We start from the raw sequence: 19,760 nt of genomic DNA on the forward strand, positions 1-19,760 counted from the left end.
TTGTAAATATTTTGTAAAATTAAGGTTGATGAGGTGTTTGTGGTGAAAAAATCAGCACTTAATCGCGATAATGAAAGATAAGGTGGGAAAATAGACTGTTCGGGCTTCCAATTTTATTCTTAAACTGTTTTACTTGCTAGCAGGATGACGTCAAGCGAACAATGTTCGTGTGTAAAAAATTTTGTACATAACCTATTTAGACGCTCATCTGGATGCAAACACAACATATTTTTTGGAGATAGAGCGTGGATATGAGTAATACAAGTGCAGCACCACGTGACACGTGGGGGTCTAAACTAGGCTTCGTAATGGCAGCCGCAGGCTCTGCGGTCGGTTTAGGCAATATATGGAAGTTCCCTTACACAGCAGGTGAGAGCGGCGGCGGTGCATTCGTTGCGATCTACCTATTTTTCGTTATTTTTATCGGCTTTAGCGTAATGCTCACTGAGTTTGCTATTGGTCGTAAGACAGGTCTTTCTGCGGTTGGCGCATTTAAGTCAACGGATCGTCGTTGGACGTTCACAGGCGTATTGGGTGTCTTCAGTGGTCTATTGATCATGGGTTTTTACCCAGTGGTTGGTGGCTGGGCACTGGCCTACATCTTCAAAGTGGGTGGTGGTCTATTAAGCACACCAGACACCATTGGTTCGAGCTTTGGCGCGTTTATTTCCGATCCGGTTCAGCCTCTGCTTTGGATGGGTATCTACCTGCTACTGAACATCGTAATTGTTATGCGTGGTGTTTCTGGCGGTATCGAGAAAGCGGGCAAGGTCCTAATGCCACTGCTATTTATCATCCTCATCATCGTATCGGTGAAAGGTCTGATGTTGCCAGGTGCGATGGCAGGTCTTGAGTTCCTGTTTATGCCGGACTTCTCAAAAGTAGACAGCAATGTTGTGCTCGCAGCTCTGGGTCAAGCGTTCTTCTCGTTAAGTTTAGGTATGGGTTGTATGATGACTTACGGCTCTTACTTGAAGAAGCAAGAAAACCTTGTACAAACCACGGGTATGGTTACCGCGATGGATACCGGTGTCGCTATCCTAGCTGGTGTGGCTATGTTCCCAGCGATGTTTGCTTTTGGTATGGAGCCAGCAGCTGGCCCTGGTCTTGTATTCGTGGTTGTGCCTCAGTTGTTCTCTGAAATGGGTGGTGTTATCGGTCTCGTCCTAGCGCTCCTATTCTTTATCGGTTTGACTGTAGCAGCACTGACTTCTTCCGTTTCTCTTCTTGAAGTGGTGGTTTCTTACCTCATCGATGAGAAAGGCATGAAGCGTTCAACGGCTGTTATTTCATCAAGTGTAGTGATGGCGTGTTTGTGTATCTTCGCTTCACTGTCGCTAGGTGGTGTGGGTCCAAAACTGTTTGATACTGGTGCATTTGATATCTTCGACTTGCTCACTGATAAAATCTTCCTTGCGGTCGGTGGTATGTTGGTGTGTATCTTTGCCGGCTGGCGTTTGAGCCGCGAAGATCTTGAAAAAGAGATCACCAACGACGGCAAAGTCTCTTTCCCACTGTTCGGTGTTTGGTACAACCTAGTCAAATACATTATTCCAGTAGCAATCGCGATTGTTGCGGTGATGGGTATTAAGTCTGGCTTTGACAGCGGTAAAGGCGAGATCATGGTGCTAGGTATTTCCATCTTCGTCTTCGCTGGATTACTTTCGAAGAAGCTGTAAAACCGTTGAATAAACATCAAAAACCTCCCTTTTGGGAGGTTTTTTTTTGCGAGCTACAACACTCAACTATTTGATAATGTAGTCGATATACTTTACGTGAGAAAGATTCATCGTAAGGAAGTTTAGAGTGAAGATGTCAGTAAGAAAAAAGTTATACGCCGGTTTTGGCAGTGTATTGGCCATTATGCTGGTGATGGTGGCAACAATATGGGTAGAGGTAACTGAATCACATGCGGTGGCCAATGAAGTGCGTCAAGACGATGTACCTGAAGTGGTTTACTACTTAATTTTGGTGGATGAAGCGGGAGACGTCTACCGTGATGCTATGGGGGTTGTGACAGGCGTAGAAGGCGCAGCACAAGACTATCGAGACAATAAAGGTGAATTTGCCGCTGCACTACGCGAGGTGCGTAAACTCGAAACGCCAGGGGGAGAAGATGATCGCCGCCTTGAGAAAATTGAATCATCCATGAAGCAGTTTACTGACGCGTTTGAAGCTCAAATCTTGGCGAAAAATGGACAGGGAGACATTGATGAATCTCTGATTGTGGCTTTACGCAAGTTGTATCAAACCCACTTGATTCCAATTGAAAACATGCTTGATGAGGCATCAGAGGAAGAAATTGCAGGTGCAGATGGGGCCATGGGGGCCTTAGAGGACTCTCTGTCTAATATTGAGCGTACCATCATGATACTCACAGCGATAGGTATCGTCCTAACGTGTACCATTGCCTATCTGCTTTCGAATTCGATTACCGTCCGTTTAAGTAAGCTAGATGAAGTCGCTCAGCGCGTCGCCAGTGGGGATCTGACAGCAGAAGATATTGAAGACCAATCTGGTGATGAGTTGGCGAATTTAGCCACCTCCGTTAACAAGATGCAGCACTCTTTGGTTAACCTTATCAGTTCAATTTCCTCAGTGACTCGGGAGGTGCAAGTGGTCACGGGGGATCTCAATAAAGTAAGCCGAGATATTGTTCAGGGTGCATCCGCGCAAGCTGACAAAGCCAATTTGATCGCGACAGCGGCCGAAGAGCTGAGCCTCACCATCTCGGAAGTGGCGCAGCAAGGCAGCTCAACGTTTGAAGAGGCGAAACGCTCAGAAGCGTCGGCGGAAGAAGGGCGCAACGTCATCGTAGAAATGGTGGCGAGTATTCAGCAAGTCTCTCAACAAATGAGTGATATGTCGGTGCAAATGAACGAGCTTGGAACGCACAGTGAGCAAATTGGTAGTGTGATTAAAGTGATTGAAGATATTGCCGCACAAACCAACCTATTGGCTCTCAATGCGGCGATTGAAGCGGCTCGTGCAGGTGAGTTTGGTCGCGGTTTTGCGGTGGTGGCGGATGAGGTTCGAGCTCTGGCAGAAAGAACCACTAAAGCAACTAAAGAAGTCGCAGGCATTATTCAAGCGATACAATCAGGCACACATGAAGCGGTCACTTACACCCAAGATAATTGTCGTTTGGTGGAAATTGGTGTTGAGCAGAGTCAAGGTGCCGTTTCTTCGCTAGAAGCAATTGTGGCGGGGGCTGCGAATGTGCAAAGCATGGTCAATTCCATTGCTACTGCAGCGGAAGAACAGACTGCGGTAACGAAAGAGATCGCGTCAGACATCACCGCTATTAGTGATATTTCTGAACAATCTTTGGCTCTTGCAAACCGCAGCTCTGAGAGCGTGGCTGGTTTGAGTGGCAAAGTAGCTCAACTGGATCAGTTGATTGGTAAGTTTCGCATTGCGTAAGCACTAGAGTTTGGCTGGTATTCATGACGATTACGGGTATACTTCGCCCTTGTCCATGAAACCAGCCAAATTCGCATGAAAATGGCTCAACTTGTGTTACGCCATGTTTGATATTCTCTTTACCCACCCTGATTTTCTGATCATCAACAAACATCCTAATGTTTCGGTTCACAAAGATGATGGCGATACCATGCTGTTACAAGAAGTGGCCAACGTCAGTGGTGATGAGCATCTATATCTTATTCATCGGCTCGACAAAATGACTTCTGGTATTTTGTTGCTGGGAAGAAACAGCACGGCGGCCAGCGCGCTTTCACAACGCTTTGCGCAACGAGAGGTAGAGAAGTTCTATCTCGCCATTGGTGCGAAGAAGCCAAAGAAAAAACAAGGTACCATTATTGGCGATATGGAGCGCTCACGACGGGCCAGTTGGAAGCTGGTCAACAGTAAGCAAAATCCCGCCATCACTCAATTCTTTTCCCTTGCCGGAGAACCGGGAGAACGCGCCTTTTTGTGTAAACCCTACACGGGCAAAACCCATCAGATCCGCGTGGCGTTAAAATCGGTAGGATCGAGCATTGTTGGCGATCCCATCTACAATGCCGGCAGTGATTCCGATCGTGGTTACTTGCACGCGTTTTGTCTTGGTTTCCAATACCAAGGTGAGCAATACCACTTTGTGTGCGACCCGAGAAATCAAGCCGACCTGGGTGAGAAATGGAACAGCGAGGCGCTCAACCAAGCCATTGAACAATGGTTGACACCTTGGCAACTCAACTGGCCAACCATCAATAAATAAACAAATTAGTAGAGACACAGATGCAAGCATCACACCTAACGACATTTTTCCAGCATGTCGAATCGCAGTTACAGCAGGCTCCTGATGAGATTCGCCGTCTTTTTCATGGGCGTGGTCGACGCTTTGAAGGGCTAGAGCAAATTACCTGTGATTGGCTGCACGGCCAGTTGATCGTCAATCTCTTCAAACAAGTGGATGAGGCATTCTTACAATGCCTCAGAGAAGGCTTGTTAGCACTAACGAACACACCATTGTGGCAAGAAAAGCTTGGTCGTTGCGTGGTGATTCAGCACCGATATGCCGATGGTGACCCAGCCGAAGTGTTGGTTGGCGAATTGGAAGCGCGCCCTGTGGTTGTCGAGAGTGGCCTGAAATATCAATTAGATATTGGCCGAAATCAGAACTTTGGCCTGTTTTTGGATATGCGCTATGGTCGCGATTGGGTACGCGAAAATGCCAAACATAAGAATGTACTCAACCTGTTTGCCTACACCTGTGGTTTCTCTGTTGCGGCGATCGCGGGTGGTGCAGACAAAGTGGTGAACGTCGATATGGCCAAATCGTCATTGTCGAAAGGGCGTGACAACCACAAGTTAAATGAGCACAACATCAATCAGGTTAGCTTCTTGGGATACGACATCTTTAAATCTTGGGGGAAAATCAAAAAAGCGGGCCCTTATGATTTGGTGATTATTGATCCGCCGTCGTTTCAAAAGGGCAGTTTTGCGCTAACCAAGGATTACAAGAAGATTCTTCGCCGTTTGCCAGAGTTATTGACAGAGCAAGGTGAGGTGTTGGCGTGCGTTAACTCCCCTGCAGTGAGCAGCGATTTCTTGATTGAAAGCATGAAAGAAGAAGCGCCTCAGCTGACTTTCCGTGAGCGCTTGGACAATCCCCCTGAGTTTATGGATATCGACAGCGAAGCCGCGCTGAAAGTGCTGCGCTTCAATTAACAGCGTAGCCAGCGAACGTGAAAACGCCCTCAACATTGTGAGGGCGTTTGTTTATCAGGAGCGTCGCTTGTTTAGTGCAAGCTGACATCCAGATCCGATTCGATGTGCGATGAGCAAGCCAGAACATAACCTTGCGCAATTTCTTCGTCGGTGAGCGTTTCTTGGCTGATGGTGCGCACTTGGCCATTCGTCACTTTGCACTTACATGAGCCACAAATGCCACTGCGACAAGCGACAATCAACGGCAGACCCGCATTTTCAAGTACATCCGCCAACAACTGACCTTTCTGGGCGTTGATGGTTTGGGCGAAGTCAGGCACCGAAATACAAACCTCTTCATCGCTCGCTTCCATAGCGTCGGCTTTCTCTGGGGTAAAACTTTCGTGATAAAAGTTATTCATGTTAAACCCCAAGACTTGCAAATAGTCTTGCGTATCTTGCATAAACTGATTTGGCCCACAGAGATAGATGGTACGAGTGGCAAAATCTGGCACCAAATCTTGTAGCCATTGCGCATCGAATCGCCCTTGTGGGTGCGTTGTACCTTGGGCATCTTTGAGCAGCAGCTTTAAGTGGAAATGAGCATAGGCCGACTGGTAGGTTGATAGGTGATCAAAATAGATCGTTTCTTGGGCTGAGCGGGCAATGTGAAGAAATTCAATATCGACATTCATCTCATTGCTCAGCCAATGTTTGGCCATGGCAAAAACGGGAGTGACACCACATCCAGCGCTGATCAAGAGCGCTTTCCTTTGTCCATCGAATTCACGTGGTGGGTGGTCAACACAATTAAACTCACCCGCAGGGGCGAGGGCTTGAACCGTATCTCCGATAAGCAGAGAGTCGATGATGAAGTTTGATACTTTACCCCCGTCAACTCGTTTGATGGTGAACTGAAGATATTCTTCACCAGCCAGCGAACTGATTGAGTAGGCACGAAATTCCATCTTGCCGTCGATCTCTACACCAAGGTTAACGAACTGGCCTGGCTTAAATTGAAAAAGCAGCGATTCAGTGAGATCAGCGAGACGGATGGAAACCGTGTCATCGGTTTCAAAAAACTTGTCTACGCATTGCAACGTTGCGGGTTCGTTGCCTTGCCATTCAAAAAACATAGAGCACTCTTTGTTGGGATAGAAGGAAGATAAGTGCCCTCACGAAGGAGGGCACGAGTGATTAAGCAGCAAGAATGGTGTTCAGATCGTCCTGAACATTACCGATGCTGCGCATATCAAACTTCTCTTGAATGATGGCAATCAGGTTAGGAGTCAAAAACGCAGGTGCAGTTGGACCGGTGTAAATGCCTTTCACACCCAGAGCGAACAAGGTGAGTAGGATAACAATCGCTTTTTGCTCAAACCACGATAGGACAAGCGTTAGTGGCAGCTCGTTGATGCCACAGTCAAACTCTTGCGCCAGCGCCAACGCCAATTGAATCGCGGAGTACGCGTCGTTACATTGGCCAACATCGAGTAGGCGAGGGATGCCGTTGATGTCACCAAAGGTGTTTTTGTTGAAACGGAATTTACCGCAAGCAAGCGTTAAGATCAGCGTATCTTCTGGTGCGGCTTCAGTGAAGTCGGTGTAGTAGCTGCGCTCGGCCTTGTCACCGTCACATCCACCCACAAGGAAGAAATGTTTGATGTTGCCTTGCTTTACTTGATCGATCACCGCAGGGGCGGCATTCATCAGTGCATTACGGCCAAAGCCGACGGTGATCATGTGCTCAATCTCATCGTGCTGGAAGCCCGGTTGTGCCAACGCAGATTCAATAACGGCACTGAAATCATCACCTTCAATATGAGCGACACCCGGCCAGCCTACGATGCTACGTGTGAACAAACGGTCTGCGTATTGGCCCACATTGGGGTTCAGCAGGCAGTTTGAGGTCATCACAATGGCACCCGGGAAGTTAGCAAATTCTTTTTGCTGGTTTTGCCAAGCACTGCCATAGTTACCCACCAGATGCGGATATTTGTTCAGTTCTGGATAGCCGTGCGCAGGTAACATCTCTCCGTTAGTGTAGACATTGATGCCTTTACCTTCGGTCTGTTGCAAGATTTTTTCTAAATCGTGTAAGTCATGGCCGGAAACCAAGATGCATTTGCCTTTGACTGGCTTGACGTTGACCGCGGTAGGAACCGGGTGGCCGAACGTCGCGGTTTCGCCATGATCGAGCATTTCCATCACTTTGTAGTTCATTAGGCCAATGCGCATTGAACACTCTAGCAGCTCGTTAAGATCGTCAGGATCGGTGCCTAACCAAGCCATGATTTCGTGGTACTCCGCATAAATGTCGTTGTTGGTTTGTTCCAACACGCGTGCGTGTTCCATATAGGCGGCAGCCCCTTTTAAACCATACAGGCAGAGCAAGCGCAAGCCAATGACGTCTTCATGAACACTTTCTTTGCCGCGATTGACCGCAACTTGTGGGGCGAAGGCGAGAATGGCTTGTGCGTTTTCTGGTAGTTCAAACTCAGCAACCGCAGGAACTTCTGACAGTGGTGAGTTTGCCAATGAAGAGGCAGTGAGTACTTGGTCTTTTAGCTGTGCTTTAAACTGCGCAGCCTGAGAAGTTAATTGCAGAATACGTTCAGGATCGAAGTTAACGTTGGTCAGTGTGGAGAAAAACGCTTTTGGCGCCCATTGATTGATTTCATCGTTAATGATGCCGTATCGATGTGCTTGAGTCGCCCAGTAGGAAACCCCTTGCAATGAGTAGACAAGGACGTCTTGTAAATCGGACACTTCTGCGGTTTTTCCGCACATACCTTGAGCAAAAGAGCAGCCTTTTACGGCTGGGGTTTGAATCGTCTGTTCACATTGAATACAGAACATAGTGGCGTCTCCGGTGTCGTTATCCCTAAACGAAATGGGTTTAGGTTGTTGTTATTAGATTAAAAACGTTCACCTAAGAGCAGATTGCGTGCCAACTTGTATCTGTATGAAATTAAAGGATTTATTTTTAAGGTGCCTATACTGGAGATGTAAAAAAGACACGCTGTTCGTGTCTTTTTTACATCAATAAATACCCAATTGCTTACACTTTAACCCCTAGTTTTTTCCCCATCCGGTACAAATTGCCTCTGTCCATCTGTAGAAACTCAGCGGCTTTCGCCCAAATTCCATCCGATTGGGACAAAGCGTGTTCAATCAATTGTTTTTGATAGGATTCGACCAACTCTCTCATCCCTTGAGCGTGTTCAGGAAAGAAGGTGGATGTATTTTTGACATCGGATTGATTTGCCAGTGTCCCGATATGGTCGCTTTTGATGGTGGTTTGCCCTTGTTGAATGGCGTGCAAGGCGGCGCGAGTGAGGGTGTGTTCTAGTTCACGAACGTTACCATACCAAGGTAGATGCTCTAATTGGTTTAAAAGTTTTGGGTGGACATGCAAGTTAGGCTCATTGAATTGATGGCGAACTTTTTCAAGCAGATAGCCTGCTAATACCGGAATATCGCCCTCTCGCTCACGCAAGGCAGGAACCTTGATTGGGAAAACATTCAGACGATGGAAAAGGTCGGCGCGAAAATGGCCCGTTTCGACTTCTTTCTCCAAATTTCGGTTGGTGGCGGCAATGATGCGTACGTTCACCAACAGGTGTTTATCACTCCCAACTCGCTGCAGTTCCCCTTGCTGAATCACGCGCAGCAATTTAGCTTGCAGCACCAAAGGCAGCTCGCCCACTTCATCGAGAAAAATAGTGCCTCCATCAGCCAGCTCAAATTTTCCCGCACGATGTTGATTGGCGCCGGTAAAGGCTCCCTTTACATGCCCAAACAGCTCACTCTCCGCCAACCCTTCCGGGAGCGCTGCACAGTTCACGTAGATCATCGGTTTGTCACTGCGATGCGATTGTGCATGAACGTTATGCGCCACCAGCTCTTTGCCCGTGCCCGTTTCTCCCATGATCAATACCGCGTAATCTGAAGGAGCAACGGTGGTAATTTGTTTGCGCAGCTGATTGATTTGCGGGCTAAATCCCACCATTTCCCCTTGCTGAGATCGCGCTTGTTGGATCAGTGTTTGCGTGACGCTTTTTTGCTTTTTATTCTGCGCTTTCAAGGCCTTGAACTGGGCAATATTGCGCAAGGTGGCCGCGGTTAAGGCGGTAAAGGTTTCCACCATCACGGGGTCGAGATAATCAAAGGCGCCGACGGTCAGAGCATCCATCGTTAGTACACCAACCAATTGGCCGTCGACATAAAGGCTGCTGCCAAGGCAATCGTGCACATCGATGCATTGATCTTCGGTGAGCAGCGAACCATCAAAGGGATCGGGTAGGGCGCAATCGGCATCAAAGCGCACCGTGTGGCGACTTTGTAAAATACGTTCTAAACGGGGATGGGTAGCGGGAAAATAACGCCGGCCTAATACCGCAGGGGATAAGCCTTTAACCGCGACGGGCGTAAGAAAACCGTCTTGGTCAAACACAAATAACGCAGCAGCATCACAAGGAAATACCGAAGCGATGCCATCAATCAAGTGTTGGTATTGTTGTTCGCTTGATAGAGTGGAACTTAAATTCAGTGCGATTTTCAACACCGCTTGGTCAATCGTTTGGGACATAACCGCCTCTTCTTGGATTTTGAGCGGTTATGCTACCAAGGTGATGTCATTTGAACATCGCATTCAAGCAAAAGTTGATGTTCTATTGACGTCGATCAATTTGTCTTATTCCTCTTCATCGACTTGATTGAGGGTATGGAAGCCAGAGTAGATACGTGTCCCTGTTGTGAACCAACATGCCGCGCCAAAGAGGTAAGCAAGTGTCGCGAAAGAGTGCGGGAAGAGGCAAAACGACACAAAACAGGCGATGGTTTCTGTGCCTTCGGTCAGACCACTCATGTAATAAAGAGATTTGTTTTGATAAACCGGGTTATCAATACCCCCTTTACCCGCCATCACCGCGAAAGCGAGAAAACTGCTGCCTGTTCCAATGAAAGAGAAAATCAAAAAGGCGCCAGCAATGGCGTTTTGTTCTGGGTTGGCCAAGACAAAACCAAAAGGAACGAGTGAGTAGAAGAGAAAGTCCAAGCTGATGTCGAGAAAACCACCAGCGTCGGTGATCCCTTGGGTGCGTGCTAACGCCCCATCAAGCCCATCGCAGACTCGGTTCAGAACAATAAACGCCAATGCTAGTAGGTATTGCTCTGCCATCAGGGCGGGAAGGGCAAAACAGCCCAAGGCAAAACCGAGTATCGTGATCTGATTGGCGGTGACGCCATAATGGTTGAGCACTTGGGCACTTTGCGTCAGCGGCCAACGTATCACTTTAATACTAAATCTATCTAACATTGCACTGCTCCCAAGGCCAATGCAGCACTCGGCTTCCCGGTGGCACGTCATCAATATCGTGGGTTACCATCAGCGCTGGAATATTGGCCTGTTGCAATTGGCTGATGACCCAGTCGCGAAATTGCACTCTCAGTTCCTTATCCAATTTGCTAAATGGCTCGTCGAGCAGCGCCATTTGTGGTTTGGCTAATAACATTCGTATCAAGCTGATCCGCGCTCGTTGCCCCCCAGAAATTTGCTCCGGATAAGAGTCGGCTAACTCAGACAAAGCGATTTTGTCGAGGGCATTGATAGCCTGCGTTTTTCGCTCTGCCCCTTTGATGTCGTTGGGCAACGCAAACGCCAAATTTTGCCAAATATTCAAATGAGGAAAGAGCATATCATCTTGAAACAAAATACCCACCTGACGCTGGTGGGGAGCCAAAGGTGCGAGATCGCGTTGGTTAAGCGAAAGTGTACCTGAGTACTTAAATTCGTCACTCAAATGACCGGCGATAAGGCTCAGTAGTGTGGATTTTCCGCAACCACTTGGGCCCATTAAGCTAACAATCTCACCGGCGTCAATCGTCAAATTGATGTCGGAAAACAGCGTCTCGCCCGAGCGTTTATGGATGGCGAGGTTTTCGAGACAAAACGTCATGAGTTTTAGTGTCCTTAACGCGAGCGTGACGACGGCGCGTTTGTAAATGTCCAATAAAGAGGGCAATAGAAAAGAAAACAAATGGCAGTATGGCTTGCCACAAAGCGTAAATGGCCGTCACGCGACGATCTGAGCCGCTCGAGAGCGCCACCGCTTCGGTGGTAATGGTGGTGATGCGGCCTGCACCGAGGATAAGCGTTGGCAAATATTGTGCAAGGCTAACGCTTGCCCCAACTGCCCAAGCATACAAAATAGCCGGCATTAGGATGGGCATCTTGATGCGAATAAAGACCCAAATCGGTGCTTTACCAAGACTGAGCGCGGCGCGCGTGTAGTTCTGGTTGTAGCTGCGCCAAGGGCCATCCAAAGCCAAATAAACAAGCGGAAACGCAAAAAACACGTGTGACCACAACACCCAAAGCGAATAGGCATCTGACGAGAGATAAAGCGTCGCAATTTGCAATCCAAACAAGATAGAAAGTTGCGGGATCAACATCGGCAAGGCAATGACATAGCCAGGAAGATGAATTCGATGCTTATCGCGGTATTCATGTGCCACCAAAGCCAAAAGTACAGCAACACTGGCTGTTGCGAGGGCAAAAAGCAAACTCTGTTCCACGGTTGGCAGTACGTTTTGCCATTCGGCCTGCCAAAAGCGTAGGCTATAACGGCTGGGTAGAAGATCGGGGAATCGCCAGCGGTGGGCAAAGCTCCAGAGCAACATCAAAGGAAACATAGTCAGTGCCAGTAATGCTGAAAAAGCAAAGAGTGTTTTTCCTGGCAGCGAAAAACCAAATCGGCCGGAATACTGCCAGCGACCAAAGTAACCCGTGACACTCTTTTCAAACAGCATGATAGCCGCCATAAGCAAACTGGCGATAACAAACAGAACCATCGCACCTGCGGCAGCTCTTGGTAATAGCTCCAACTCAGGATCACTAAACCACTGCCAAACCAATACGGCAAACGTGGCAGGATTGGTTGGGCCGAGGATCAAACTGAGATCAACCACCGCAACGCCATACGCCATCACAGCAAACAGTGGAAAACGCATTTTGCTTAACCACTGAGGTAGGACGGTCTTCCACCAAAACTGTGCCGGTGAATAGCCCATAGAGGCGGAGACTTGGCTGAGCTGAGCAACGTTTAACTGCAGCAACACTGGCACGCTCATGAGCAACAAAAACGGAATTTCTTTCAGTGCGAGGGCGATGGTCAACCCCAACGCATACGGATCGTTGACAAACCAAGCACTATCGTCAGTGGATAGACCAACATCCAACGTTTGCACCGCGACTCTCGCAACCAATCCAGTGGGAGAGAAGAGAAAGGCGAAACCGATAGCAAACGCCACATGAGGCATCGCAAGCAGTGGGGAGAGTAGCGACTCCACTTTTTTCCAATGGCGGTTTTGCCACAAGGCTTGCAAGATTGCGAAAGTAAACAAGCAAGCCAAGTAGGTACTGAAAAGGGCGCTAAACACCGTCAACGCGATGGACTTTTCCACGCCAGTCCAATTGAATACTGCCTCAAATCCGACCGAAGACAGTTGGTTCAAGCCAACGGGAGGAATATAACCAAAAGACGAGAGCAACACGCCGAATAAGCCCGGAATAACCGGAGCAATGCACACTAAAATCAGTATCAAATAAGCGGCTCTAAACATCGTGCTCTCGTTTGTATTGGCTCTTGGTTGTAGTCGAATTAATTGCCGTAACGCTTTTGCCATTCGGCTTCAAGCGCGGTTTGCCAGCTTGGATGTGGCTCAGCCACCGATTTAAATAGGCGCGTGTTTTTAGCGCTGCCGGTGAGATACTGATTCTCCAATACAGATGGATCGCCCCAAATTGACAGGTCACCTTTGCGTGACTGCGCTTCTGGACTGAGCAAGAAGTTGATGGTGACCAGTGCCCCTTCCGCTGCGTTTGCATTCCAAGGAATGGCGAGAAAATGAATGTTTGATAGCGCGCCTTTGCTCATGGCAAATGTCTTGGTTGATTCTGCTAGCGTGCCATTCGCTTGGGCTGAGTAAACTGCATTTGGGTTAAAGGTGATGGCTAAATCCAACTGGCCGTCATCCAATAGTTGGAAAGACTCTGCGCTGTCCGTTGGGAATTGTTTTCCCTGACGCCAAGCAACACGATGAAATTCATCCAAATATTGCCAAAGTGGCTTAGTGATGAGTTGAAACTCTTGCTCGTTGACCGGTTTTGCTAATGCTGGGTCGTTATCGGTTAGCTCAATGAGCACTGCTTTCAAAAAACTGGTGCCGTGAAATTGAGGAGGGCGCGGGTAGCTGATGCGGTTAGGGTACGCTTTTGCATAGCTCAGCATTTCTGAAAACGAAGCGGGCGGATTGTTAAGTGTTTTTTCATCATGAATAAATACTAATTGACCCACGCCCCATGGCGCCTCGAGCCCAAGTGTGGGTTCTGAAAAGTCACTGTCTACTGGCAGCGTCTTATTGACGTATTGCCAACTTGGAAGCTGCTCAACAAAAGGTCCGTAAAGCAGATCATTGTTTTTCATCGACTTAAAGTTTTCACCGTTAATCCAAACCATATCAACGCTCCCGCCTTGGTTTTTTCCTGCGGCTTTTTCTGCGATGAGTCGAGTCGTGGTTTCGGCAATATCGGTGACTTTGACGTGCTTAAGCGTGACACCATAGCGAGTTTTCAGCTCGCCTCCCGCCCAGCGAAGATAGTCGTTGATCTCTTGGCTACCGCCCCATGCATGGAAAAAGACCGTTTGTCCTTGTGCTTTTTCTTCGATTTGTTGCCAAGAGGGTGTGGTAGCGAAAACGCTGGCAGAGAGTAGCGCGCCAGTCAGTAGTGTTGTCAGCCGTTTCATAGCATTCCTTTCATGTTGAGCTTTATGTGTTGCAACCAGAGACCGTGCTTGTCTCGGTTTTCTTTCATTATGAATGAAAAAATTGAATTTATTGAAATGTTTACGAGTTTTGTGCGCAAGTTGTTCAGTTTTTGATGCTTCTATGAACAGGTGCAGAGAAAGAAAGTGAAAGCCACATGAAGCAAGATGAGAGAATGCAGGGGTAAAGCGATGTATGGAGTGGCGAGAGAATAAAAAGGACCGCGAGAAGCGGCCCTAAAAAATCAATCAAACTGGATTAGTTTTTCCAATCTTTCAGTGTGAATGTGAGCGTGTGGTTGCTGTTTTTCAACACTAGACTGTCTTTTGTTAGGGTGATATCACTCCAGTCAGACAAAGTTTGAGAAACGGCTTGCTCAGTGCTCATCGCGTCATCGATACACATCTTCATTGTCATGCCCATTTTTTCAATGCGGAACTGGTTATCTTTCAGCTCGGCTTGACCAAAGAAGTTATTACAACCCGCGTTACCATTAGCCATCATGTTTTCACCCACTTCAAGGCGAGGGGCTTGTTGATGCTCGTTGATTGTAATGGCGTTGCCATCAATGCTGACGAGTTCCCAATTATGGTGCTGTAAATCTTGAGCTGTTAATTGTTTCATGTTGTCACCGTTACTTACGCAAGCAGTCATTAGTAGAGGCATTGAAATAGCGGCAAGTAGGGTTTTTGAACTAAGCTTCATTATATTAACTCCAGATTTGGGGAATGAGGGAAGTATAGTTAATCGAACGCTGTATTTGTCAGAATACGGTCATAGTTTCGTATGAAAATTTGCCGTTTAAAGCAACCATGGTCATGTTTTTATTAGAGAATGCTTTCTTAGCTCATGGAGATACGATTAGAGTGAACAGTGAAAGCGATGAGCAGCAGGAGGCGGTATGGAACAATTGGAGTTTTTCACTGTACCCAGCCCTTGTGTGGGGGTTTGCAGTGTCGATGACAAAGGCTATTGCAACGGATGCATGCGTAAACGTGAAGAGCGTTTTAACTGGCTGAACATGACACCAAGTGAACAGCTGCATGTGATTAAACTGTGTCGTCAGCGTTATCGTCGTAAACTTGCACAAGGTAAAGCTCCATCAAGCATAAAAGAAGAAGTACAAAGCCCACAGCAAGATTTATTTTAACTCTCCCTAGCCCTAGTACACATTTGAGATGCGTTGACTAAGGAGAGTCAAATGCATGAGTTGATGACTATTTTAGCCCCCACTTATCGTTTACCCACCCCCCAGCATGTTCATCAAAATGGCTACCGACAAATTTATGATTTTGTTCAACGTCATGCGTTGAATGCGTTTTGTCTGTCATCAGTTGATAGATGTAATTTGCCATAGGGTCGTTACTGGTTTGCAGCTCGCGTCGTGTCACCACTTCTCTTATGAGCTGTAGACGATAGGATTTGCTGGCTCGTTTCATATTTCTAACCTCCGTGAATACATAGCAGCAGTGTTTAAGGCGTAAACTGCTCTTACTCGTACGTTAGTGGTACGAGTTCTCTGGAGGCCATTTGAAGTCAATCGCTTGGCATTAAACACATTGTCTCAGAGCAGATAGGCACGCCATCTTGTATCACGTATCTAACGGTTCTCAGAGACGTGAAATGAAACCTAAACGACATCGGTCTACACCTCAGTCGATAGCAACTTCCTCGTTTGGTTGCAAGCCAGCGACCTTGTCGAGGGTGGGTTGCTCAGGTACTGATCAAATTTAGAAGTGGGCCAACATCTCGTCAATGGTGTTTTGATTATTTTTTGTTCGTTTTTTAATTTTGAGTTTTTCTTATAGCAAAGCAATCGTTCAACCGAGCGTTGATAACCTTGCGTGATTTAGTTCGTTGCTGAATGGCGATGAAGGGACAAGACGGGATTATCGCGTTCATGAAGTTTGTATCGAGCGCCGTTAGCGCTATTCTAATAAGTGAGATTATTGCAAATTTATTCATAAAAATTATGAATGGCGGACACGAACTACAGATGATGGCTTTTATACCACCTCTAAACGCCGTATCTTATAAATCATTATAATTTCTATAAATGACAGTTGGCGCAGGTTAACGTTAAGCACAGCTAAGGTGCTTAAGAACTTGTTGCGAATGTTTGGAACGCTTATGCCTGTATTGCGACCTTCTCTGCGTGCAATTTTGTTATCAGTGATGCTGTTAGTGTCTGTCGTGCCTATTGTGCTGTTTTCGTACTGGGCGGTTCAGCATGCGCTTGAGAAAGAGTATCGAGCCGTGCACGAAAAGCACTTGCTGCTCGCCAAAAACCTGAGCGCCGCTTTAGAACGCTACAGTGTCGATGTGCTCTCTGTGTTTGAATCGATCAGCGATGAGTTTGATAGCAATGAACTCTCTGCCCAACAAATCAACCTTCTCCAGCAGCTCAATTTACATGCTTTGGCACGTTATTCAAAAAACGCCATGCAACGTAGGGTGTTGTTTGGTGAGCCCGTCTATTTTCCCAAAACATTGGATGTCAACGCCGATCAAATCACGCGAGTTACCCCGGTTATTTCGCAGTCTCTTCCCCAACCAACCATTTATCTCTACCGTGAAGATAAATACGGACGAGTTTGGGTGGCGGCGATGGCGAATGAGTATGTTGTTCAGCTTCAAGAGGCGGTGAGTTTTGGCGAGAAAGGGCATGCCGCTATTGTCGATAACACCGGAAGCGTCTTGGCTCATCCAAACAAAGAGTGGCAAGCTCAGGCGAAAAATATTGCCAAAATCAGTGTGGTAAAACGGATGTTAAGAGGTGAAACAGGCGTGGAGCGCTTTTATTCACCAGCAATGAAGGCAGACATGATTGCTGGGTTTACTGTGACGCCGACGTTAGGCTGGGGCATTATGATCCCTCAACCCGTGAGTGAATTAGATGCGGCAATCAACGATTTTAAAAAAGTCACGTTGGTGGTGGCCATCGCCTGTTTTGTTATTTGCTTTATCTTAAGTTGGCAGCTCTCGGGTCTGTTAATGCGACCAATAAGAAAACTTACCAAGCAAATTCAAGGAATGACGGAGACAGAAAGCCACATCTCTCATTTGGAAACCATCGAAGGTTTTACTGGTATTAAAGAGACTCAAGCATTGGTGGAAAGTTTCAATCTCATGGCCAATGAAGTGAATCGCGGGCGAAAAGAGCTCGAATTTAGAGTCTTAGAAAGAACCAAAGAGCTGAAATCGGCAGAACGTTTTGCGCGTCATCTCGCGTCACATGATTCTGTCACGGATTTGCCGAATCGTACTGCCGTGAGACAAGCGATAGCAAAATTCTTGGAGCGTAAGCAGCCGTTTTCGCTGTTATTTATTGATCTTGATGGCTTCAAAGCCGTCAATGATGAGTACGGTCACCAAACGGGCGATCTTCTATTGAAAGCGGTCGCTCAGCGGTTACTGGATACCGTGGGTCAGGAGGATATGGCGGCTCGCTATGCCGGAGATGAGTTTATCGTTTTGTTGAAGAATCAATCGATGCAAGACGCGACCAAAATCGCTCAAGCATTGCTTGAGACGATTGCGATACCAGTGATTGTTGAGCGCAAAGCCCTCGTCATTGGCGCAAGTATTGGGTTAGTGACGGTTGACGTCGAGACGACGTCAACCAATGTGGATAGCCTCATTCACGAAGCGGATATCGCGATGTACCAAGCAAAATCTGCAGGTAAGGGAAGAGTTGTCCAAGTGCAAAAAGTCAATGAAAGCAGTTGATCATCCAGCAAGGAATCCTAAATCTTTTTGCGCAAAATGCTTAAGGTTGGGGAATATGTCGAGCAATTGCTGCTCAGTTTGAATACCCATCCACTTTGCCACGGTTGCACCGATTTGTTCGACAGAGGTGGTTGGAATCATTCGGCCACGATTAAAATCGTTTTCCCCATCAAGGACGAGGGAAGGCCATTGGCCATAAATCCGTCCAGATTGCAGAGCGCCACCCATGACCCAGTGGTTGCTTGCCCAACCGTGATCCGTTCCCGATCCATTGCTGGCAAGCCTTCGACCGAAATCTGACATTGTCATGGTAGTGACTTGATGGGCAATCCCGGCATTTTCCAGCGAAGTGTTAAAGGCGTCGAGGGATTGGCTTAGCTCAGCCAGTAAGGTTTGATGGGCGACCAATTGGTTGGCATGGGTGTCGTATCCACCCATTCCAACGAAATACACCTGTCTTTGATGCCCAAGTTGTTCACTGGATTTGATCAATCTTGCAACGGTATGAAGCTGTTGGCTCAGTCGGTTATCTGGGAAGTGTGGCTCCTCAGGAGAGGACGTTAGCGCGGCTGAAAGCTGATCTCGAATAGTAATAGAATCGCTCTTCACCTGATCAAAAGCTTGTGCAAATAGGCTGTCGGGTTGCAGCGCCAAAACTTGCTCAAAGCTTTGTTTCCTCAACGTATTGTTGTTTGCCCATAGAGTGGGCATGCCATCTGGGTTGATCAGGTTCGCGCGCTGCTTCTCACCATTCAGCCACTGCACATAGCCGTTGATGCTGAACGTTGGGCTCACTTCTAACTGCCCATTGGAAAGCACATCCATCATTCTGCCTGCCCAACCTAACGTGGAGGAACTGCCCGCCCAACCCCGTTGCCATTCAGCTTGTTGCGAGTTGTGTGAAAAAAGAAAGGGTGGTAGAGCGCGAGTGCCATTGAGAAGCTCTGCTTTGGTTGTGGGTTCTACGAGCACCCCACTGTTGACAATGGGGATGGCTTTACCGCGGTTAACTAATGCTTGCAGTTCATTCATGGCAGGGTGAAGGCCGAAAGAGAGCGTTGAACCAGTGGCCAACGTCAGCGGCAACAGCGATTCTTTGGCTAACGCAATGTCAGGCCGAGCACGTGCATATTCATCGTAATGGGCATCACTGGTCGGAACCAACATATTGAACCCGTCATTGCCACCGAACAAAAACACGCACACAAGTGCTTTATAATCATTGGTGGGTAGAGCGAAGCTGGGCTTACTGCCTAGCATTGATACCAAAGGTGTGGCGGCGAGAGCAGAGATAAATTGTCGACGAGTCACCATGCGTTGCTTACCTCGGTGTGAAATTCCTGACTGTTCAAAATGATATGCAGCGCATTACGCACTTTGGTGTTTTGCTGGTGATCTTTGAGCTGATTTAAGTTCTGCTCAATGATGACCGCAAGTTCTGGGCTGATTTGCTCGGAGAGAAAGCGTCGGCTCAGCTCGGCAATCAGCGCGGGATGATCATTCGCGAGCGCTTCTAACGGGGCGAGATTAACGACAATTTTCTTTGGGTTCTCTTCTGAATCGTATTGACTGTTTCCAGTAGCAGACCACATCTGGTTACTGATATTAATGAAGTTGTTCCAGCTTAGAATCTGAAATTCCGGCGCTACTAGGCCTTTTTCCTTCATTTGGGCATTTGGCGCGTAGTCCGGCGAGAAGAAATTGAACACACTTGGAGAAGAGAGAGGCGCTTGGCCAAAGGCGAAAAACGTGCCATTGCTGTTGTGATAACGCCCGGTTGGGTCGCAATGTAGTTCACTTAAGAGGAGCTGCCTTGCGATTAACAGGATATCGGGTCTTTGATATTTTTACCGCCCTAGGCCGATTTGGCTTAGGGCGTTTGTCTATAAAAAGGATGGATAAGTCTCCGCGCAGACTTTTTAGACGCTTCGGTGTATTACCTGGAGATACCGCTTTGCTCATTACTTTCAGTTGACTAGCGATGAACTGACAAGCGTATTTAAAACTGATTTCATTGGCCATTCGACCATGTGCTACGGCCGCTTGAC

Annotated in this window: 17 protein-coding genes and 1 pseudogene; 6 read left to right on the plus strand and 12 right to left on the minus strand. The window is 47.5% G+C overall.

Features of this window, described 5'->3' with window-relative positions:
- Positions 1-251 precede the first annotated feature (251 nt).
- The 4 genes from CIK04_RS15955 to CIK04_RS15970 all read left to right on the plus strand — a co-directional run bounded on the left by CIK04_RS15955 (position 252) and on the right by CIK04_RS15970 (position 5,175).
- Entirely contained in the window at positions 252-1,679 is a 1,428-nt protein-coding gene (locus tag CIK04_RS15955; RefSeq protein ID WP_045594453.1) for a sodium-dependent transporter, read from the plus strand.
- Positions 1,680-1,806: 127 nt separating this feature from the next.
- Complete coding sequence (locus tag CIK04_RS15960; RefSeq protein ID WP_038938980.1) at positions 1,807-3,423, plus strand: methyl-accepting chemotaxis protein; 1,617 nt, start codon at positions 1,807-1,809, stop codon at positions 3,421-3,423.
- Positions 3,424-3,526: 103 nt separating this feature from the next.
- Entirely contained in the window at positions 3,527-4,222 is a 696-nt protein-coding gene (locus CIK04_RS15965; RefSeq protein ID WP_017422214.1) for a TIGR01621 family pseudouridine synthase, read from the plus strand.
- A 20-nt stretch (positions 4,223-4,242) separates the two neighbouring features.
- On the plus strand, positions 4,243-5,175 hold the full coding sequence (locus CIK04_RS15970) for a class I SAM-dependent methyltransferase (RefSeq protein WP_013571988.1): 933 nt from the start codon (positions 4,243-4,245) through the stop codon (positions 5,173-5,175).
- A gap of 71 nt (positions 5,176-5,246) precedes the next feature.
- Here the strand turns inward: CIK04_RS15970 and CIK04_RS15975 are convergent, their stop codons facing one another.
- The 8 genes from CIK04_RS15975 to CIK04_RS16010 form a co-directional block, all read right to left on the minus strand.
- The gene (locus CIK04_RS15975; RefSeq protein ID WP_039467824.1) at positions 5,247-6,290 is read right to left on the minus strand and encodes a hybrid-cluster NAD(P)-dependent oxidoreductase; all 1,044 of its coding nucleotides are present in this window, start codon (positions 6,288-6,290) and stop codon (positions 5,247-5,249) included.
- 61 nt (positions 6,291-6,351) lie between these two features.
- Positions 6,352-8,013, minus strand: a complete 1,662-nt coding sequence (gene hcp, locus CIK04_RS15980; RefSeq protein WP_038938983.1) for a hydroxylamine reductase — start codon at positions 8,011-8,013, stop codon at positions 6,352-6,354.
- A 202-nt stretch (positions 8,014-8,215) separates the two neighbouring features.
- Complete coding sequence (gene norR, locus CIK04_RS15985) at positions 8,216-9,745, minus strand: nitric oxide reductase transcriptional regulator NorR (protein WP_097353396.1); 1,530 nt, start codon at positions 9,743-9,745, stop codon at positions 8,216-8,218.
- Positions 9,746-9,850: 105 nt separating this feature from the next.
- Entirely contained in the window at positions 9,851-10,474 is a 624-nt protein-coding gene (locus tag CIK04_RS15990; protein WP_097353395.1) for a CDP-alcohol phosphatidyltransferase family protein, read from the minus strand.
- A complete protein-coding gene (locus tag CIK04_RS15995) occupies positions 10,464-11,114 on the minus strand; it encodes an ATP-binding cassette domain-containing protein (protein ID WP_045588917.1) in 651 nt (216 codons plus the stop codon). The genes CIK04_RS15990 and CIK04_RS15995 overlap by 11 nt, the downstream gene beginning before the upstream one ends.
- Positions 11,080-12,780, minus strand: a complete 1,701-nt coding sequence (locus CIK04_RS16000; RefSeq protein ID WP_142994996.1) for an ABC transporter permease — start codon at positions 12,778-12,780, stop codon at positions 11,080-11,082. The genes CIK04_RS15995 and CIK04_RS16000 overlap by 35 nt, the downstream gene beginning before the upstream one ends.
- Positions 12,781-12,818: 38 nt before the next feature.
- A complete protein-coding gene (locus tag CIK04_RS16005) occupies positions 12,819-13,964 on the minus strand; it encodes an ABC transporter substrate-binding protein (protein ID WP_097353393.1) in 1,146 nt (381 codons plus the stop codon).
- Positions 13,965-14,241: 277 nt separating this feature from the next.
- Positions 14,242-14,688, minus strand: coding sequence for an META domain-containing protein (locus CIK04_RS16010; RefSeq protein WP_017422206.1), 447 nt, complete (start codon positions 14,686-14,688; stop codon positions 14,242-14,244).
- A 196-nt stretch (positions 14,689-14,884) separates the two neighbouring features.
- Here CIK04_RS16010 and CIK04_RS16015 point away from each other — a divergent pair, with 196 nt between their 5' ends.
- On the plus strand, positions 14,885-15,133 hold the full coding sequence (locus CIK04_RS16015) for a DUF1289 domain-containing protein (protein ID WP_038968651.1): 249 nt from the start codon (positions 14,885-14,887) through the stop codon (positions 15,131-15,133).
- A gap of 67 nt (positions 15,134-15,200) precedes the next feature.
- On the opposite strand, the gene CIK04_RS16020 is transcribed toward CIK04_RS16015, so the two are convergent.
- Positions 15,201-15,422: a hypothetical protein gene (locus tag CIK04_RS16020; RefSeq protein ID WP_011150071.1), complete on the minus strand. Its 222-nt coding sequence runs from the start codon at positions 15,420-15,422 to the stop codon at positions 15,201-15,203.
- A gap of 691 nt (positions 15,423-16,113) precedes the next feature.
- Between CIK04_RS16020 and CIK04_RS16030 the strand changes: the two genes are divergently transcribed.
- On the plus strand, positions 16,114-17,712 hold the full coding sequence (locus CIK04_RS16030) for a diguanylate cyclase (RefSeq protein WP_039540258.1): 1,599 nt from the start codon (positions 16,114-16,116) through the stop codon (positions 17,710-17,712).
- Here the strand turns inward: CIK04_RS16030 and CIK04_RS16035 are convergent, their stop codons facing one another.
- The 3 genes and pseudogenes from CIK04_RS16035 to CIK04_RS16045 all read right to left on the minus strand — a co-directional run.
- The gene (locus tag CIK04_RS16035) at positions 17,713-19,026 is read right to left on the minus strand and encodes a DUF1501 domain-containing protein (protein ID WP_097353391.1); all 1,314 of its coding nucleotides are present in this window, start codon (positions 19,024-19,026) and stop codon (positions 17,713-17,715) included. It lies immediately after the preceding gene.
- Positions 19,020-19,541, minus strand: a complete 522-nt coding sequence (locus CIK04_RS16040) for a DUF1800 family protein (RefSeq protein ID WP_369597162.1) — start codon at positions 19,539-19,541, stop codon at positions 19,020-19,022. The genes CIK04_RS16035 and CIK04_RS16040 overlap by 7 nt, the downstream gene beginning before the upstream one ends.
- Positions 19,507-19,760, minus strand: a pseudogene (locus CIK04_RS16045) (IS4 family transposase); the annotation flags it as partial. The gene CIK04_RS16040 and the pseudogene CIK04_RS16045, both read right to left, overlap by 35 nt.

The sequence above is a fragment of the Vibrio sp. 03_296 genome, assembly GCF_002265885.1.

Bases quoted from the DNA above. Each gene is read 5' to 3' on its own strand.
- CIK04_RS15975 (WP_039467824.1), bottom strand. From the start codon at position 6,290: ATGTTTTTTGAATGGCAAGGCAACGAACCCGCAACGTTGCAATGCGTA.
- CIK04_RS15990 (WP_097353395.1), bottom strand. From the start codon at position 10,474: ATGTTAGATAGATTTAGTATTAAAGTGATACGTTGGCCGCTGACGCAA.
- CIK04_RS16015 (WP_038968651.1), top strand. From the start codon at position 14,885: ATGGAACAATTGGAGTTTTTCACTGTACCCAGCCCTTGTGTGGGGGTT.
- norR (WP_097353396.1), bottom strand. From the start codon at position 9,745: ATGTCCCAAACGATTGACCAAGCGGTGTTGAAAATCGCACTGAATTTA.
- CIK04_RS16005 (WP_097353393.1), bottom strand. From the start codon at position 13,964: ATGAAACGGCTGACAACACTACTGACTGGCGCGCTACTCTCTGCCAGC.
- CIK04_RS15995 (WP_045588917.1), bottom strand. From the start codon at position 11,114: ATGACGTTTTGTCTCGAAAACCTCGCCATCCATAAACGCTCGGGCGAG.
- CIK04_RS15965 (WP_017422214.1), top strand. From the start codon at position 3,527: ATGTTTGATATTCTCTTTACCCACCCTGATTTTCTGATCATCAACAAA.
- CIK04_RS15955 (WP_045594453.1), top strand. From the start codon at position 252: ATGAGTAATACAAGTGCAGCACCACGTGACACGTGGGGGTCTAAACTA.
- CIK04_RS16000 (WP_142994996.1), bottom strand. From the start codon at position 12,780: ATGTTTAGAGCCGCTTATTTGATACTGATTTTAGTGTGCATTGCTCCG.
- CIK04_RS16030 (WP_039540258.1), top strand. From the start codon at position 16,114: ATGCCTGTATTGCGACCTTCTCTGCGTGCAATTTTGTTATCAGTGATG.
- CIK04_RS15970 (WP_013571988.1), top strand. From the start codon at position 4,243: ATGCAAGCATCACACCTAACGACATTTTTCCAGCATGTCGAATCGCAG.
- CIK04_RS16035 (WP_097353391.1), bottom strand. From the start codon at position 19,026: ATGGTGACTCGTCGACAATTTATCTCTGCTCTCGCCGCCACACCTTTG.
- CIK04_RS16020 (WP_011150071.1), bottom strand. From the start codon at position 15,422: ATGAAACGAGCCAGCAAATCCTATCGTCTACAGCTCATAAGAGAAGTG.
- CIK04_RS16010 (WP_017422206.1), bottom strand. From the start codon at position 14,688: ATGAAGCTTAGTTCAAAAACCCTACTTGCCGCTATTTCAATGCCTCTA.
- hcp (WP_038938983.1), bottom strand. From the start codon at position 8,013: ATGTTCTGTATTCAATGTGAACAGACGATTCAAACCCCAGCCGTAAAA.